Here is a 17240-nt window from a genome sequence, read left to right as displayed (position 1 = left end):
ACATGACCTACCCTTTTGTCCGGATCAACAAATACAGAAAATAGGGCCCCCCAATGAGGGAAATGACTATACCCGCTGGTACTTCTGTAGCTGGCATGATGCTTCGCCCTATCGTATCCCCGGCCAATACGAGCAATGAACCGACAAGAGCCGTAATGGGCAGCATGTATTGATGCTGGGGTCCGACCAATCTGCGCGCGATATGCGGGCCGAGCAAGCCGATAAAGCCTATGCCTCCACCTGTCGCTACACTCGACGCAGCCAGACCAACCGCTCCCGCCATCAAGGCAAGTCGCTCCCGTTGAAGAGATACGCCCAGACTTGCTGCAATTTGTTCGTTCATACTGAGCAGGTTCAGCACATTTGCCTTCCGATATACGTACGGCAGCAGAATCACCACCCACGGCAAAAGTGCCAGCACGAACTTCCAATTGGAACCCCACAACGATCCCATTTGCCAAGTGACGACAAACTCGAGGTTTCGCGGATTCAACTGAAGTGTCAAAATAATGCTGATGGCGCTAAGTCCCGCGCCTACTGCAATCCCTGTAAGCAAGAGACGGGTAGGAGATATGCCGTGCCCCTTCTTGTATGCAAGCATATAGATTATGGCTGCTGTGACAGTGGCACCGATGAGTGCGAGAAACGGCATCAAAAAAGGCGGAGCCATGTTCGTCGCGGGATAAAGAGAGACGAACAACAATACGGCCAGTCCAGCACCTGAACTGATTCCAAGAATGCCGGGGTCAGACAGACCATTGCGAGAGATTCCTTGCAGAATCGCCCCCGATACAGCCAGCCCAGCCCCAATCATGACCGCAATCACCATCCGAGGAAGCCGCAGCTCAAACAGCACGAGATTCTGCTTTTTCGAGCCCTCCCCCAGCAACGTCTGCAACACCTCGAAGGGCCCAATACTGTACGGTCCCGTGTTCAAGCTCAGGACAAAACCGACAAGCAAAAGTACCGCGAAAAGAAGGATCAGTCGGACACTACGATTTTTTCTTTTTTGGGAAAATAGATCAATGTCCACTACCACTCCCTCCTTTCCTTACGTGCCAGGTACAGGAAAAAAGGGACTCCGATGACCGCGATAATGGCGCCAAGCGGTGTCTCGTAGGGCATCGCTATCATTTTGGCTCCGATATCTGCAAAAACAACCAAAACGCCTCCCATGACTGCCGAGCAAGGAATAATCCAGCGGTAATCAACCCCGACCAGAAAACGGACGATATGTGGGACGACGAGACCGACAAACCCAACACCGCCAACCGTTGAGACCGAAGCACCTGCCAGCACCATGACGACAACCGCCGACAACCCCTTCACCAGCCTGGTCTTTTGTCCGAGTCCCGCTGCGATCTCTTCTCCCAGACTCAAAATGGTAATAGAGCGAGAAAGGATCATGGCCACAATGATTCCTCCCACAATCCATGGCATCATGACGGATACTTGAAACCACTCCGCTGTAGAGATCCCCCCTGCTGACCAGAATGCCAGATCGTAGTTGATCTGAAAGAGGAGGGAAATCGCCTGACTAATCCCTGATATGATTGAGCTGACGACTGCCCCTGCCAACGCGAGTCGCAAGGGGGTCAAACCGTTTTTGGAAAAATAGGCCAGTCCATAAACAAGCCCTACCCCCAAACCCGCTCCGATAAAAGAAAAGAGAATAATAGACTCAAAAGGGAGTCCTGGTGCAAAAGCAAAAACGAGTACAAGCACGAATCCAGCCCCTGCATTAATGCCCATCAAGCCCGTATCGGCAATCGGATTTCTCGTGACTCCTTGCATGATGGCTCCCGCTACGGCAAAAGCAGCTCCTACTAGCACTCCTGCCAAGGCACGCGGCATTCGCAGTGTTTGAATAATGACGTGATGCTCGTTGCTTGAATCATAGTGAAAAATCGAGTTCCATACGGTGGCAAACGAGATGTTCGCCACTCCCGTGATAATGGATGAACCTAGCCCGAACAAGATGGCGCAAACCCCCGCAACAATCAACACGGTCGCCATCCACGGCCTGGTTCGAAGCGAAGCATTTTTAGCGATCGGCTGTGACAGTGACATTTCCCTTCTTATCCTCCAGAGCAACGTTCGAATGAATCACGGTCAGCTTGTCGTTTGCAGCCGTTCTCGCTCGTGCTACAGGGATGACCTCCGGAAAGCCAAGCTGAAGCATGCCTACGAGTTTTTCCTCCGCACGTACCCCTACGGCTTGCAAAAATCCTGCTTGATACGTGAACGGTTCCGTTTTCCAAACGACGCCCAATCCCCGCTCCCACGCCGCTAGCTGAAAGTTTTGAATCAAAGTGCAGGCTGCCGCATAGTCCTCTTCCCGTTCTCTTTGCCGAGAGTCTTCGTTGACGATAACCAAAAGATATGCTGGGACGCGTAAAAGCAATTCCGGATCTCTTTTTTTCATGGCGTTTTGAAGAATGGCATCGACGACAACCCGCTTCCCTTCTTCCATATAAAGGACGAATCGCCAAGGCTCGCGTAGTCCGTGGTTAGGTGCCCAGACAGCTACATCCAGTAACTCACGAATCAATTCCAGTGGAATCGGGTCTGGCTTGAATTTCTTTATGGTTCTGCGGTCACGGATCGCTTGTGCAATCGGATACAATGATGACTCCATCTCGTTCCCTCCAACAATATTGATACTCATTCTCAATCATTATCACAAACTTGTGGGCGCAAGAAAATTGAAGAACCTGATTCCTTTTTTGTACATTCCTGTGACTCTGCAAGATGCGTGAGCGCCTCTGATATGGCCTGCTCATGGCCTAGTGCGGAATAATGCAGCCAAGGATATACCCCAGCTCGATGTACATTCCCTTTCAAACGATGCTTCCGTACATCCGTTCGAATTTTCCTTTCGTCGAAAAGCAGAATATGATCAGCCTGAAAATCTTGAAGCTCATCCAGGCTCTCGATATCCAGAAAGGCAAAATGATCTGTTCCCACCGGAGGTCTTACCTGAAGGTCTCCGTACAAAATATCGGAAATTTTCCGCCTTCTCGCACCAAATATACGGGCTCCACCATCCCAAGCCCTCACTGCCATAACGGTTTCATTCCCAATTTTTTTGCGGATACGCTCGCGGGCTGCAACTGCTTTCAGATCATAATAATAGAGCCAACTCGTCGCCACTTCTGCAATTCCCAGCATAGTAGCTATCTGCTGCAAATGATCCCGCCAGGTCGTTGTTTTGAAAGGAATGAGCTGTGTCGGTGCAATGGCTTCCAATTGTTCAAGCCAGGGTGCAACCTGATCTGTACCGACAATCAAATCCGGCTCCATCTGGCGCAGACGGTACAAGTCAAATTCCAGCGTGGCTGCTTCCATCTGGGAGTACGGCCTCTTTTGCCGATGCTTTTCCCAAACGGGGATCAGATGTTGGATCGAAACTCCCAATGCGAGCAGATCACCGATAATTGCTGGATGGAGTACGGCGATTTTCTTTTGTAACGATTTCTTGAAGCGATAAGGGGGAACGCCAACGATCTTTTTAAACATCCGACTGAAATAGTACACGTCCCGATATCCCACTTCACTAGCTACCTCAGGAATCATCACGTCCTCCGCCACCAGAAGCTGACAGGCCTTCTCCATTCGTTTCCGATTGATGAATTGCAAGGGAGTGAGCGAGGTGTACTCCTTAAACTGCTGATAGAAAAGGGTCGGCGTCATTCCTGAGTAGCGAGCCATCTCCTCGATCTGAAAAGTCTCCTCACAATGCTGCTCCATATGCTCTGCGATCCCTTGAAGAAGTTGCTGACGATCTGTTTTTTTCTCTTGCAGCGTAATTCCAGCCATAATAGCTTGCCATAGCTTCCAAAAAAGAATTTGCATGGTTGCCTGATCGAAGTGATCTTTTCGCCATGCCAGATGCAATTGTTCGATGTGATGGTGAATCAAGGAGATTGTTTCGATATGGTGCTTCCCCTGGATCGGTAGCATCACTTCGTCTATGAGCCAGCCATCCCTTTCTTTTCTGGCATGAGCAGCAAAAAGCGCCACGTAACAAACATAGATGCTCTCCGTAATGGGCAAAAGGGCGAGCCCTTCCTGCATATCCTCTGGAGATATGACCATGAAATCTCCCTGGTTAAGCATGCCTCCTGTCTTATCCAACCGAAACGACGCCCTGCCCTCTATTACCAAAATGATTATTTGTTCGCTTCTATCTCTCGCTTCTACAAGCTTCCATTCTTTTGAAATGGACAAAACTTGCACATCATTTACAGTGATGACATTCGGATCACTATATTTGTCTGTTTTTCCCATAGCTAGCTCCTCATAAATCATGATGTGGCAATCTGTTGATAACAATTCTCACCAATTGTACGAGAGACCTGACAAAACTGCAATTCCACTTGAATGTGAAAAAGCAAAAAAACGCCTAACGATCATCAAGATGACCACTCGACGTTTTCTCTTTCCACTTAGGCTATTCACATGACTCAAGCACTTATCTGCGGTAATAGCAAAGGGGCTTTAGTGCCCTACCATCCAAGGGCGTTTGCCCCCACGACTGTGGCTATGTCCCCGATGCGCCTGACTACCGTGACTATGGCTGCACCCTACTCCTTCATGGGAATGCACTTGTTTCCGTACAACTTTCGGTTCCACACCACGCTCGATACGTTGGCGCAGCGCTTGCGGTGTCATGATCAATCCTGGTGCAGCATACAAACGCTTTGACGGTAGCTGGCAATTGGGGCAAGCAACGCTATCTGTCAGCTCGCTCATTTTCAACCACTGTACAAATGGACCACATTCCTCGCACATGTAATCGTATCTCGGCATCGTATTTGGCTCCTTCTTTCGCGGTCTTTTTCTTGGCTACTTCGGCAAAATATCTCGATCAAAAATGCTTGTCGGGATAGACAAGGTGCAGCACGCGTTCGGAATATCTACGATCCCCGCAATTCTTCCCTCCACTGGTGCCGTCCCCAACAGCATGTATGCCTGCTCCCCCGTGAAACCCATTGCTGTTTTCAAATACTCGATAGCATTCAGGCATGCATTGCGGTAAGCCACATGCGCATCCATGTACAGCTGCTGCCCTGTCGTTTCATGGACGGAAATTCCTTCGAAAACGAGGTATTCCGTATAGCGAGGCTCCACTGGGCCTGGCTTGAATACAGGGTTGTTCACGATGTTATACTTCGCCATCCCGCCCTTGATGATGTCCACATGAAGATCCAGCCAACCAGCCATTTCAATTCCGCCGCAGAAGGTCACTTCTCCGTCTCCTTGTGAAAAATGCAAATCGCCCATCGACAGCTTCGCTCCATTTACATAAACCGGGAAGTAGATGCGAGTGCCTTTGGACAAGTTTTTAATATCGCAGTTTCCGCCATGCTCGCGAGGGGGAACTGTTCGAGCCGCTTCTCTGGCAATCCGATCAAACTCTGCTCCTTTTAGACTGCCCAACACGGCACTGTGCGAGGTCGGCAAATTCGCGAGTGGCGGCATTCGTTCAGGATTTGTCGCTACGAGGTCGCTCTCTCTTCGGTTCCAGCGATCCAGTAGCTGATGGGACGGCGCCGTACCAATCAAGCCTGGATGAAGAATGCCAGCAAATTTGACTCCTGGCAAATGGCGAGAGGTCGTGTAAATGCCGTGGAAGTCCCAGATCGACTTGGCCGCTTGCGAATAATGATCGACGAGGAAGCTCCCGCCGTTTTCTTTGGCGAAAATCCCGTTAAAGCCCCATTCCGATTGGGGGAGTGCCCCGATATCGAGAATATCGACAACCAAGAGGTCGCCTGGTTCTGCTCCATTCACCCAGACAGGCCCACTGAGCACATGGACGCGATTGAGATTGACATCGCGAATGTCGGAAGGGTCATCGTTGTTCGCGATCTGCCCGTCCGTCCAGTCCTTACATTCCATGCGAAAAACAGCTCCTGGATTCACGGAAACGGTAGCTGGAATGTCTGGATGCCATCTGTTGTGACCAGGTGTATCCTGCTCCTCCATCGGTTTGTTCAAGTCAACTCGAAATAAAACTTCTGGCATGCTGCTTCCCCCTCACATGTTCAAAATGGCGTATGCCGTACATACACCAAAAGAAGCAAATGACATGCCAATGCTTGCCGGCCCCGATAAAAATTTGATGATACCGATTCTTTTGGCTATTTTCTCCTGTATACTTATACAAAGAGCTTGTCGCAAAACAGGTCATGCCGTTGATCCGTCTTTGATCGGAAAATTCTCTCATCTCTTGTATCACTTTCGTCATTGTGTGTCGTTTGTTTCCCTGCTTCCTTGTCGGACACATGTCCCACGATCGAACAAACAAACTATTACCAAGAAAGGATGCGAGAACGATTTTTGAAGCCGGCATACTGCTCTCGTCTTTCGATTCTTCCTCCGTAATCGAGCGTTCCCATCATCGCGCGATCCCTCATGCAGTCTTTCATTCTCTCTATCAGCAATTACAGGCCTCTGCGAATCTATCACCCTATGAATTTTCTCTGATCAGAGATGCGCTAATCCACTTGCTACAAAATAGCTCTTTGCCACTTTTGCCGCTATCCCTTTCCACTACGCGACGTTCTTCTGCACTCCAAACTGATCCTATCGTTCCAGCTTTCAGGCATACCTCTCATTCTGTTCCCAATTGGAAGAGTCTTCTTTTCGCATGGGCCGAGTATAGCCAAGAATACCTCATCGCACTTAGTGACGAGCGAGTCGTACTTTTTGCTAACAAGCGGGCACAAGAACGATTTTCGTTAGTTGAAGGCCTTGTGCTCGAGTCGGACTGGGAACAAGACCGCTTAACCAATTGCTTCTTGGAGGAACTCGATCTGGGGGAAAAGACGTGGTATCGCCTCTTTTTTATTCGCCCATGCACGTCAGCCTTGTCAAAGACAGCTAGCAGTTACTCGTTTTCAGAGATTCATACGAATAGTCCCCTCTATCACGACCAACTACATACAGCGCGTATCGCAGCACAATCTCTATCAAATACGTTATTGCTCGGAGAAACAGGCTGTGGCAAAGAAGTTCTGGCACGTGCCATCCACTCCTCTAGTTCACGAAAAGACGGCCCTTTTCTTGCGGTCAATATCGCAGCACTTCCGCGTGAACTGATCGCCAGTGAGCTATTTGGATATACAGAAGGAGCTTTTACTGGAGCAAAAAAAGGAGGACAACCGGGAAAATTTGAAGCAGCAAATGGAGGAACGCTATTTCTCGATGAAATCGGGGAAATGAGCATGGAGCTACAAGTGCTTTTGCTTCGCGTCCTCGAAGAACGCAAAGTGACGAGATTGGGCTCTCACGAAGAAAAGTCATTGGACATTCGGATTATCGCTGCCACTAATCGTTCCATTGAAGAAGAAGTACGAAATGGGCAGTTTCGTGCAGACCTTTACTACAGGCTCAATGTCCTGCAAATACGCATCCCTCCCCTACGCGAACGAAAGGAAGATATTGCAACATTGGCTGACGAGTTCCTCCAGCAGCTTCATACCCAATATGCTTGCGGTCCGACAGGCATCTGTGAATCTGCCCTAGCAATCTTGCAGCAGCATTCATGGCCAGGAAATATTCGTGAGCTGCGCAATATCATAGAGCGAGCCTTTTTACATGCGTACTCCGATTCGTGGCTCACCTCTCACCATCTTCCGAGTGAATGGCAGCAACAGTACGGACTGCAAGAAGCATCCGGTGAACCTTTGCCATTATTGCGCGAATTAGAGAGACAGACGATCCAGCAAGCCATCACACAAGCTCCGTCCATCAGCGCAGCTGCCAAAAAGCTAGGAATTGCACGAAGCACCCTGTATCGAAAAATGGAAGAGTTAGGAATCGGATAAGAAATCGGGGGATGAGCGTAAGCAGCTTGTCCCCCGAAACATTTTACCGATGCCCTATTCGTCAGCGAGTGCTCGCCTTATGGTCATTCTTGCTTCTTCTGCCACTTCTTCGTCCTTGTGATCAATAGCTTGCATCCAGAGCAGCATCGGAATGTACACCGCCATCATCCTGGCCAATATTTTTGTCTCTTCATCCACTTCTCCATACGCATGAAAAAATGACTGGCGGGCTTGTGGCGGTAAAAAACTGTAGGCCACATTTAAATCCGCTCCCGGGTGACCCACATTGAGATCTCCCCAGTCGATGATGCCTGATATCCGCCCAGCTTCATCTACCAACATATTTTTAACATGCAAGTCTCCATGCAGGAGCACTTCACGCGGACTTATTCGGTCTAACACGATTTGTCCTAAATAATTCGCGATCGCATCCCGATCCTCTTCAGAAATATGTACAGCTAAGGTAGACAAGAACGTCTGCATCTTTTCTTTTCTCTGTGCAATGTCCAGGAGGTTCCTGTGATCATGTTCGATCCCGTTCTCGTGGGCACGCTGGGGCGGAAACGTGTGCAAACTTTTTAAAAACGTCGCAAGTGCCACTGCCGATGAAGCACGCTGCTCGTCGGTCAAGCCTTTTGGAAACGTTCCCGGTACATACGTGTACCCCAAAAAAGGGAATGGATAATCGTCGTCTGGTTTTCCATAAAAAACTGGCTTCGGATACGGTATCGTCAGGAATGCCGCAAGCATTGGCAGCAGCACCCCTTCCTTTTTGATCAATTCAACAGCAACATTCCGCCTGGGAAAACGGAAAACATATTCGCCCCCCACTCGAAAGACCACGTTATCCCAACCACAGCCGATCAGCTTGATGGGCATAGAAGATAGCTGCGGAAACTGACGGAAGATGAGTGCGCGTGCCAATGGTTCAGATACTTCCCAGTCAGCATCCCATGGATTCGAGTTGGTCATTGTGTTCGTTCCCTCCCATTTGTCATTTCATCTGCCGGGATGGTGCTTTGCAGCTACGATTGCGTAGCACGGATCTGATAGACACATCTCTTTCCGCCGATTGCCACACATTCCGTCCGTTCTACACTCGTCTGGAGTAACGCTCGGTAACAATTAAGCTCTCTTGTACAGATCATCTGATACCGATCTGCTACTTTAAAATAGGGACAATTGTGCTGCGTGATCACATATTCCTGATCACTTACCTGTTCCCATCTCGCCATAAATCCGTTCTCATCTTGGATGCGTGCCATCTCTGCCACCTTTTCAGATAGCGCTTTTCCTTCCATTTGTCCCTCGTATTTCTGGATAATCTTCTCTTGCTGTCTTGCGAAAAATTGATCCACTCGGTCTTCCCCGTCTGCCAGCACAATATGCTCCATCAAATCCACGGCCAATTGCCCGTAATCATTCGGAAATTGTTCGTTACCTTGCTGTGTCAACGAATAGTAGTGCATCGGTCTGCCTGCTTTTTGACGACCTACTCTGCACACAACAAAACCGTCTTTTTCCAAGTAGATCATTTGCCTGCTGACAGCTACCTTTGTGAGCTCCAGCCTGTTTTGCAAATCCTTTGTGCTGAGCTCCCCTTCCCTTTTCAGCAACAATAGAATGTAATCACGTGTTGATAGATGTCTATATCTCTCCATTTTCTCTTCGCCCCTTTATTGGAAAAGAACGATACGCTCACAGTATATGTCCTTTGTATAACTAATTCAACAAACATGTTTATAAAGTAACACTCTTTGTTCATCGCGAAACCTACGCAACTGCAATTTACTAAACATTTTAGTTGAATATATATAAAATAGTGCATATACTGTGATTGTAGTGCAAGGTGCTTTTTTCCAAGAAGGATAGGTGAAACGAATGAAACCTGTATTCTCCCTTCTCCGTGAACGACAGGTCGAAGTGACTTATCAGGAGCCTTTGGCCGCACATACTACCTGGAAAATTGGCGGACCTGCGGATTTACTGATTACACCGAGCAGTAAATCCCAACTGATCATGGTCCTACAAATGCTGAATGAACATCATGTCCCATGGATGGTGATGGGAAAGGGCTCCAACCTTTTAGTCACAGACAAGGGTTATCGTGGCGCGGTTATTAAATTAAACAAGGCTTTGGACTATGCCCGAATCGTGGGCAATCAGATTTACGCAGGGGCCGCCTACTCCTTGATCAAGCTTGCAGCATTGGCAAACAAGCACAGGCTCAGTGGCTTGGAGTTCGCAGGCGGAATACCCGGGTCTGTCGGCGGCGCTGTGTATATGAATGCAGGCTCAAACGGATCGGATATATCGAACATTTTTCACTCAGCTGAAGTGATCACGCAAGCTGGAGCCATTCGCTCCCTGCGTGCTGTAGATATGGATTTTTCTTATCGCCACTCTTCCTTGCAAGAGACTGATGTCATTATCACGGAAGCGATTTTTGAACTGACTCCGCGCGACAGCGAAAGCATCAAGCTCCAGTGGAACCACTATAAAGAAAAACGTTTAAAAACACAGCCTCTGCCTTTTGACTGTGCAGGCAGTGTATTCAGAAATCCCCCAGGCCATTTTGCTGCAAAGCTCATTGAAGATGCTGGCCTAAAGGGCATGCGGTACGGTGGCGCGGAAGTATCGAGCAAGCATGCCAATTTTATTATGAATACCGGTAATGCCACCGCACTTGATGTATGGACACTCATGAGGAAGATTCAGGAAAAAGTTCACAGCCAATCAGGGATTCACCTTGTTCCTGAAGTTGTAGTCGTGGGTGAACAGTAAGCATAAAAAGGGAGGTCTCACGATGATTCAAATTAGTGAAGCTGCCGTCACTCGTATTCAAAATATGCTCGAACAAGAAAGCTCTTCTCTCTTCATTCGTTTTGGCGTGAAGGACGGAGGGTGCTCCGGGATGACCTACGGACTCGGTTTTGATGATACTTATCAAGAAGGCGACACCACAATCGATATTGATAGTGTGAAGCTGGTCGTCAATCCAGAAAGCTATCCCTATGTCGATGGCGTCGAAATCGATTACAAAGAGACTGGAATGATGGGCGGGTTTACGATCCAAAACCCGAATGCGATCGCTACCTGCGGCTGTGGAAGCAGCTTTCGTACAGCTTTACAGCGAGGGAAAAGAGAAAAGTGTGAGTAAACCACCAGACGAAAATGACTTGTCACCGATTCCCAACAAATGCTATTCTATTGAAAAATTCCCCCTATTACTTATGTAAGGTGACAATATGCTTTCATTTTCTAGGCTAATCAAATGTAAACCCCCCATCCCGTAATCTCCCTCCTACGCTGTTTGAGATTTTCGGAATGTAGGGGGAATGGACAAGTGAATAGAAAAATCTCAACACCATCTTTGCTACTGTTGATCATCCTGGTGGGTTTTCCGCAAATTAGTGAAACGATCTACACACCTTCGTTACCTGATATCGCCAATAGCCTTCATGCCAGTAACAATATGATCCAACTGACGCTCAGTATTTACTTCCTCGGTTTTGCGTTTGGTGTATTTTGCTGGGGAAGACTCTCTGACTCTATCGGTCGACGCCCTGCCATGCTCTGGGGAATTTTCGTTTACGGACTTGGCAGTTTGGGTTGTTACCTCTCCGATTCGGCTGACTGGTTGTTATGGAGCCGGTTCATTCAAGCTTTTGGCGCGAGTGCAGGATCGGTGGTAACCCAAACCATCTTGCGAGAGAGTACCGACACCACCAAGCGTCATGCTGTTTTTGCTCAGATTTCAGCTGCTCTCGCTTTTACGCCTGCAATTGGCCCCTTAATCGGCGGTTGGGTGGATCAATCGTTTGGATATCAGGCTGTTTTCTTCACGCTGATTGCGATGAGCGTAGCGATTTTTGCTTACGCGTTTGTATCGTTGCCTGAGACCAAAACGTCTACAGCTTCAAAAATAAACACGTTCGCTGTAGCCAAACGACTTTTTACGGACAAAAGGATTTGGGCTTTTGGCTTCTTAATTGGAGCGACAAATGGCATGTTGTTCAGTTACTATGCCGAAGCGCCATTTATTTTCATTGCGTTTTTCGGCATGACGCCTGGTGTATTTGGGTTCTTGGGTATTTTCGTAGCTTTGGCTTCTGTGATCGGGGCAATACTCTCGAAAAAACTGCTAACCAAATACCCGGCTGAGAACATTATTCTAATCGGCTCGCTGGTTACGACGTTAGGGGCAGTATGCCTCACAAGCTTCACTATGTATGGCGTGAGTCCGTCCGTTGTTTCGATGGCGATCATGGTAGCCTCTATCTTTACCCTTTTGCTGGGGATTGGGATCGCGATTCCAAACTGCCTGAGTTTAGCTCTTGTCCACTACGGCGATGTACTCGGAACTGCTGGCGCTATTTTTGGTTTGGGTTACTACCTCATCGTCAGCCTCATCACGAGTGGAATGAGTTATTTTCATAACGGCTCGCTGGTTACCATGCCAATCTACTTCTTGCTATTGGCGATCATGATGGTGCTTGTTAGTAAACAAATTATGGTTAGCCATACAGCCAAGTAGCCTATTCGCTCTTTTCAGCAACTTCAACATCAAAAAGCCGATTCTCTCTTAGAGAAAATCGGCTTTTTTCCTGTACTCATCACTCCTCCCGCTTCGTCTCGATCGATAATCCTTCGACATGCTTGCGGCTCATCATTTTACGTTTCTTCCGGTTCTCTTTTGTCTCGAAAACGATGTCCATGTCATAATCGGCCGGATACAGTTCTTTGCCCTCAATATGCAAGACGAGGCGCTTTTTGTTGATTTTATATTTCTGATTTTGAATCATGACGCCAACGATACCTTTGGAGTCCTCCGCAGCAAACACAATGCCGGTTCTCCCCAGATAGGAAATGAATACACAATCACCAACAGCAAATGGTTTGACACGCTCAGGCGTGGCTGGCGTATCTGCTGCTTTTTCGGAAATCTCCTGTGAAAGTGGCTCACGTCTCTCCTCATCTCCTTCTGCTTCTACTGCTACTTCCGCTTCCGCTTCTTCCGGCTTTTCTATCACCCGTGTCTCCACATAACTCGGAGCCTCATCCGCTTCCTGCTCAACGTCTTGGTATTGTTCCAGCCTTTCCGTAGTGGTAGTTATAGTCGCGAATCCATTCCGAGTAATTTCCCGAGAACGCTGAATCATCTCAGACGGGATACCCAGCTTCAGTGCGATCAGGAATGCATAGCTCTGGCCAGCTTCTCCAATTCGCAAACGATACAGTGGCTGCAAGGTCTCCTCGTCAAATTCCATTCGTGCATTTTGGAACCCGGCAGTTGCGGAGGCAAAATTTTTGATCTCGTTAAAATGTGTATTCACAATCACCGTCGCCCCTCTTCTGTGCAGCTCCTCCAAAATCGCAATCGACAAGGCGACACCTTCTCCTGGATCTGTACCGGTAGCCATCTCATCAATCAGAACGAGGGTCGAAGCGTCTGTAACCTGCAAGATTTCCAGGACATTATGAATATGTGCGGAAAACGTGCTTAATGCTTGCTCAATGCTCTGCCCATCACCAATATCTACCGCGATGTTGCGGAAAATGGAGAAGCGACTGCCTTCCTGCACAGGTACGAGCAAACCCGACTGTACCATCATGGTTAAGAGCCCAATTGTTTTCAGCGTCAATGTTTTCCCGCCTGTATTTGGCCCTGTAATGATAAGCGATTTGTACTCTCGACCAATCTTCATATGCAGCGGCACCATTTTCGGACCGAGTAGCGGATGCCGTGCTTCTTTGACATCGATGATCCCTTTTTCGTTTAGTTCGACATTCGCGCCTCCGATTGCCAATGCGTACTTCGCTTTTGCGAAAAGGAAGTCGTACATACCAACGGTCTCGACATTCACGGTGAGTTCATACGTATATTCTTCTGCGAATGCGGACAATTGCATCAGTACTTTTGTTACTTCGCGTTCTTCCTCTGCCTTGAGTGCTGTGAGTTCAAACTGTACAGTACTGATCTCCGTCGGTTCCATATAGACGGTTTGACCGCTCGCCGATTCATCTAACACACTGCCCGCCACTTGCTTACGATGTTCTTTTTTGATGGGGATGACATAGCGTCCATTGCGTGTACTAATGACATTTTCTTGCATGATTGAACGATATTTGTTCATGATCGAATCCAGTTGTCTTTTCAGGCGCTCTTCAAATACGACAATGCGTTTACGCACCTTCAACAAGTCTTTGCTGGCGGAATCGACAATTTGCCCATGACGGATGCATTGTTCGATTTCATTTTTCAATTTTTGGACGTCGTACATCGATGCTGAGTAGGTGCTCACGCGTGGCGCCAATTGTGCTTTTGTCGCCATGTACTTCATTAACTGTGAGCAACTCGTTAGGAACAGGTACAGATTCGTAAAATCGTTTACGCCAAATACATATCCCGTCCCCAGGAGGGAAAGGATCTTCTCCATCCCTTCCAGCGCGGGAATCGGTACACTAGCTCCATTTTGCAGGATGTTCTTGGCTTCTGCTGTTTCGTCCAACTTACTTCGCACTACTTTGACAGAGTCCATCGGCATCATTTGTTCTACATGCTTTTTCCCTACGTACGATAAAGCGTATTCCATTACCTTTTCTTTGATTTTGTCGTATTCGAGACGCTGCAATGCTTTTTCATTCATGACTGATTTCTCCTTTTTTATGAAAAATAAAAAAGGGCGAAGAATGAACAAATGTCATTCTCCGCCCTTTTTTTGGGATACCTAAACAAAACGCAACCAAATAAAAAACCGCGCTGAACACAGCACGGATTTTGGGCGCAATGATAGGGTTTTCACCTAAGGCATTGTATGATATCCGTTGTTCTTAACTAATCCCAAGGCCGATTATCATCCAGCACAAAGAAACTTTGCTACATGGCAAAATTTCGAAAGATGAATCAAGACCTTCTGTATGGAATTGCTTTAGTTAAGAACGACCGCCGACATCAACATCTCTCCCTAGATATGGTTCTTTTCACTATAGCGCATGTGATCCTCTGCCGTCAATCCGCTTCGAATTTGTACACCTTTACGCCATAGCCAGAAAAAATATCGTCAAGCTGTTTACGTACCACATCCCAGTCTCCACCTGCTAATCCGCAGCCGATTCCGTATGGAATGGCGAGGGTCAGCTTTTCTTTTTTCGCGTTGGCCAGAACCTCTTATACGATAAGCGCAAAAAAAGAACGGGGCGCGGCGGTTGTTGATACTACGTTGAATAAAGTTGATATACTGTTGTTAATTGATGTACTGTGTTGTACGATGTATATACAGGAGGTAGGCGTGAGAGGCAGAACAGATATAACGTATATATGAAAAACAAACCCGTTTACAAGAGTATTTCAAGGAAAAGAAGGCATTTAGGGGGAACCTACATGTGAAAAAAGAGGAATTTACCGATTGTTAGGACAGAATGGCGTTGGTAAAACAATTATGAAGATGATTACAAACTTAATGATGAGATTTTGTCATTGGTGGAGATGATAGCTGTGTGATTAATAGGGAACAACAAGCAACCACCTATACAATATGAATAGAGAAGAGGAATGTCTTATGAAAATACATAGTCAAATTATATTTGCAAGTATGACCCTTGTAATAACTGGAAGTTCCCTGCTATACACATCGCCAACCTCAATTGTAAAAGCAGAGCCCACTCAAAATGTATCTAGTTCGTTACAAACAAGCACTCAACGAGATCATAATTCCGTCGAGCAAGCAATGCGGGAAACATTGCTACTGGGATTCCCGGGGATACTTGCTAAAACTTCTGAGGGTGGAAAAACGTGGGGTTATGCGGCTGGGGTAGCGGATCTGAGCACAAAGAAACCAATGGAAACAGATTTTCGCTTTCGCATTGGTAGCGTGACGAAGACTTTCACCGCAACGGTTGTACTTCAATTAGCTGGAGAGAACCGCTTGAATCTAGACGACTCCATCGAAAAATGGTTGCCTGGTGTCATTCAAGGAAACGGATATAATGGTAAACAGATTACCATCCGGCAAATATTGAATCATACAAGTGGGATCGCTGAATACTCAAGGTCAAAAGACGCTGATTTTATGGATACAAAAAAATCGTATACGGCTGAAGAAATAGTGAAGATGGGGATTTCTCTGCCCCCAGACTTTGCCCCAGGAAAGAGATGGTCTTATTCAAACACAGGATACGTATTACTGGGGATTCTTATTGAAAAAGTAACCGGAAACAGCTACGCGGAAGAGATTGAAAATCGGATTATTGAACCGCTTGAATTGTCGGATACATTCCTACCTGGCAATTCAAGCGTTATTCCAGGCACCAAGCATGCTCGGGGATATTCTCAACCAGACGAAGCAAGTGAGATAAAAGACGTTACTTTTTATAACCCAAGTGCAGGTAGCTCGGCTGGAGATATGATTTCTACTGCTGACGACATAAATAAATTCTTCTCTTCCTTGCTCGGTGGCAAATTACTAAAGGAACAGCAACTAAAAGAAATGCTTACTACAGTTCCTACAGGAAAAGCAGGAATGGATGGATATGGTCTTGGAATCATTGAATTTAAGCTTCCAAACGGTGTCTCGATATGGGGACACACAGGTGGCATTCTAGGGTTTTCTACTTTTGCTGGAGGTACACCTGGAGGCAAGCATACGTTGGTCGTCAGTTTGAACAGTTTAGGTAGAGATAACAGTCCTAATCCTTTTACAAATATTTTACTTGCTGAATTTAGCAAGTAGGAAAAAAGGGAAATTTTGTCATAGTTTTCATAGTTAAAAATATACCTTTCTGGTTCAAAATCCCCAACTTACTTTTAAAAAAGGATTGGGGATTTTTGGGATTTCGTCGGCAACTTTTTAAACCTTGCCCCTCTCAAAACGCGTCCGGAAAACCCGCGCTATACAAGGGCTTATGCGCCACTAATGCGTAACATTGCCCGTTGTTTCTGCTTGCGTTCGGCGGATGTTGGTACTGTATTTCTTTCAAAATATCTCTATTACGTTGAATAAAAAAATTCTGATATACTATTGATTAACGAAGTACTGTGTTGTACGATGTATATTCAGGAGGTACAATACATGAATGTAGAAGATTGGAAATCACAAATTAAGCGAGGAACACTCGATTTTTGTATTCTATTGCTAATAAAGCAACGACCATATTATGGGTATGAAATCATAAGTAAGTTAGAGCAGTATCCTATTATTGCTGCAAAAGAAAATACAATTTATCCCTTGCTTAGAAGATTATTGAAAGAAGAATATATTTCTTCATCTTGGCAAGATAGTACAGAGGGCTTGCCACCGAGAAAATATTATACCATTACAGAAAAAGGAAACGAATACTTAAACGCTATGTCCTTAGAATGGGATAATTTATTAACAGCTATATCAGAAATTAAGGGGAGTTAAA

General features: G+C 46.8%; 15 protein-coding genes. 6 read left to right on the top strand and 9 right to left on the bottom strand.

The features are described from left to right. Positions 1–7 precede the first annotated feature (7 nt). The 6 genes from PMI05_RS01685 to fmdA all read right to left on the bottom strand — a co-directional run bounded on the left by PMI05_RS01685 (position 8) and on the right by fmdA (position 6030). A complete protein-coding gene (locus PMI05_RS01685; RefSeq protein ID WP_007716423.1) occupies positions 8–1033 on the bottom strand; it encodes an iron ABC transporter permease in 1026 nt (341 codons plus the stop codon). After that, positions 1033–2070, bottom strand: coding sequence for an iron ABC transporter permease (locus tag PMI05_RS01680; RefSeq protein WP_007716421.1), 1038 nt, complete (start codon positions 2068–2070; stop codon positions 1033–1035). The genes PMI05_RS01685 and PMI05_RS01680 overlap by 1 nt, the downstream gene beginning before the upstream one ends. After that, on the bottom strand, positions 2045–2638 hold the full coding sequence (locus PMI05_RS01675; RefSeq protein WP_007716419.1) for a nitroreductase: 594 nt from the start codon (positions 2636–2638) through the stop codon (positions 2045–2047). Before PMI05_RS01675 ends, PMI05_RS01680 begins: the two co-directional genes overlap by 26 nt. Positions 2639–2670: 32 nt before the next feature. Further along, positions 2671–4290 (bottom strand): AraC family transcriptional regulator, encoded by a 1620-nt coding sequence (locus tag PMI05_RS01670; protein WP_007716417.1) that lies wholly within the window; start codon positions 4288–4290, stop codon positions 2671–2673. Positions 4291–4500: 210 nt separating this feature from the next. Next, positions 4501–4812 carry an FmdB family zinc ribbon protein gene (locus tag PMI05_RS01665; protein WP_007716415.1) on the bottom strand — a complete coding sequence of 104 codons (312 nt, stop codon included), beginning with the start codon at positions 4810–4812 and terminating at the stop codon, positions 4501–4503. A gap of 36 nt (positions 4813–4848) precedes the next feature. Next, a complete protein-coding gene (gene fmdA / locus PMI05_RS01660) occupies positions 4849–6030 on the bottom strand; it encodes a formamidase (protein ID WP_007716413.1) in 1182 nt (393 codons plus the stop codon). A 260-nt stretch (positions 6031–6290) separates the two neighbouring features. Between fmdA and PMI05_RS01655 the strand changes: the two genes are divergently transcribed. Continuing rightward, on the top strand, positions 6291–7835 hold the full coding sequence (locus PMI05_RS01655) for a sigma-54-dependent Fis family transcriptional regulator (RefSeq protein WP_007716410.1): 1545 nt from the start codon (positions 6291–6293) through the stop codon (positions 7833–7835). Between the two features lie 54 nt (positions 7836–7889). Here the strand turns inward: PMI05_RS01655 and PMI05_RS01650 are convergent, their stop codons facing one another. After that, positions 7890–8807: a phosphotransferase gene (locus tag PMI05_RS01650; protein WP_007716408.1), complete on the bottom strand. Its 918-nt coding sequence runs from the start codon at positions 8805–8807 to the stop codon at positions 7890–7892. A gap of 53 nt (positions 8808–8860) precedes the next feature. Next, positions 8861–9496 carry a metalloregulator ArsR/SmtB family transcription factor gene (locus PMI05_RS01645; RefSeq protein WP_007716406.1) on the bottom strand — a complete coding sequence of 212 codons (636 nt, stop codon included), beginning with the start codon at positions 9494–9496 and terminating at the stop codon, positions 8861–8863. Between the two features lie 220 nt (positions 9497–9716). Here PMI05_RS01645 and murB point away from each other — a divergent pair, with 220 nt between their 5' ends. The 3 genes from murB to PMI05_RS01630 all read left to right on the top strand — a co-directional run bounded on the left by murB (position 9717) and on the right by PMI05_RS01630 (position 12372). After that, positions 9717–10619 (top strand): UDP-N-acetylmuramate dehydrogenase, encoded by a 903-nt coding sequence (murB, locus tag PMI05_RS01640; protein WP_007716401.1) that lies wholly within the window; start codon positions 9717–9719, stop codon positions 10617–10619. 22 nt (positions 10620–10641) lie between these two features. After that, positions 10642–10995, top strand: coding sequence for an iron-sulfur cluster assembly accessory protein (locus tag PMI05_RS01635; RefSeq protein WP_007716399.1), 354 nt, complete (start codon positions 10642–10644; stop codon positions 10993–10995). 186 nt (positions 10996–11181) lie between these two features. After that, a complete protein-coding gene (locus PMI05_RS01630; RefSeq protein WP_007716398.1) occupies positions 11182–12372 on the top strand; it encodes a multidrug effflux MFS transporter in 1191 nt (396 codons plus the stop codon). Positions 12373–12451: 79 nt separating this feature from the next. On the opposite strand, the gene PMI05_RS01625 is transcribed toward PMI05_RS01630, so the two are convergent. Beyond that, positions 12452–14485 carry a DNA mismatch repair protein MutS gene (locus tag PMI05_RS01625; protein ID WP_007716396.1) on the bottom strand — a complete coding sequence of 678 codons (2034 nt, stop codon included), beginning with the start codon at positions 14483–14485 and terminating at the stop codon, positions 12452–12454. 912 nt (positions 14486–15397) lie between these two features. On the opposite strand from PMI05_RS01625, the gene PMI05_RS01620 reads away from it, so the two are divergent. Together PMI05_RS01620 and PMI05_RS01615 are read left to right on the top strand one after the other, a co-directional pair. Beyond that, positions 15398–16567, top strand: a complete 1170-nt coding sequence (locus tag PMI05_RS01620) for a serine hydrolase (protein ID WP_007716394.1) — start codon at positions 15398–15400, stop codon at positions 16565–16567. Positions 16568–16906: 339 nt separating this feature from the next. Continuing rightward, entirely contained in the window at positions 16907–17239 is a 333-nt protein-coding gene (locus PMI05_RS01615) for a PadR family transcriptional regulator (protein WP_007716392.1), read from the top strand. The last annotated feature ends 1 nt before the right edge of the window (position 17240 follow it).

It is taken from the genome of Brevibacillus sp. BC25, assembly GCF_000282075.1.
Taxonomy (GTDB): domain Bacteria; phylum Bacillota; class Bacilli; order Brevibacillales; family Brevibacillaceae; genus Brevibacillus.
Note: the sequence above shows the minus strand (reverse complement) of the source record. Positions and strands in the feature narration are given on the sequence as shown.

Excerpts from the sequence above, each read along its gene's own strand:
- PMI05_RS01680 (WP_007716421.1), bottom strand. The coding sequence starts at position 2,070 with ATGTCACTGTCACAGCCGATCGCTAAAAATGCTTCGCTTCGAACCAGG.
- PMI05_RS01675 (WP_007716419.1), bottom strand. The coding sequence starts at position 2,638 with ATGGAGTCATCATTGTATCCGATTGCACAAGCGATCCGTGACCGCAGA.
- PMI05_RS01670 (WP_007716417.1), bottom strand. The coding sequence starts at position 4,290 with ATGGGAAAAACAGACAAATATAGTGATCCGAATGTCATCACTGTAAAT.
- PMI05_RS01665 (WP_007716415.1), bottom strand. The coding sequence starts at position 4,812 with ATGCCGAGATACGATTACATGTGCGAGGAATGTGGTCCATTTGTACAG.
- fmdA (WP_007716413.1), bottom strand. The coding sequence starts at position 6,030 with ATGCCAGAAGTTTTATTTCGAGTTGACTTGAACAAACCGATGGAGGAG.
- PMI05_RS01655 (WP_007716410.1), top strand. The coding sequence starts at position 6,291 with ATGTCCCACGATCGAACAAACAAACTATTACCAAGAAAGGATGCGAGA.
- PMI05_RS01650 (WP_007716408.1), bottom strand. The coding sequence starts at position 8,807 with ATGACCAACTCGAATCCATGGGATGCTGACTGGGAAGTATCTGAACCA.
- PMI05_RS01645 (WP_007716406.1), bottom strand. The coding sequence starts at position 9,496 with ATGGAGAGATATAGACATCTATCAACACGTGATTACATTCTATTGTTG.
- murB (WP_007716401.1), top strand. The coding sequence starts at position 9,717 with ATGAAACCTGTATTCTCCCTTCTCCGTGAACGACAGGTCGAAGTGACT.
- PMI05_RS01635 (WP_007716399.1), top strand. The coding sequence starts at position 10,642 with ATGATTCAAATTAGTGAAGCTGCCGTCACTCGTATTCAAAATATGCTC.
- PMI05_RS01625 (WP_007716396.1), bottom strand. The coding sequence starts at position 14,485 with ATGAATGAAAAAGCATTGCAGCGTCTCGAATACGACAAAATCAAAGAA.
- PMI05_RS01620 (WP_007716394.1), top strand. The coding sequence starts at position 15,398 with ATGAAAATACATAGTCAAATTATATTTGCAAGTATGACCCTTGTAATA.
- PMI05_RS01615 (WP_007716392.1), top strand. The coding sequence starts at position 16,907 with ATGAATGTAGAAGATTGGAAATCACAAATTAAGCGAGGAACACTCGAT.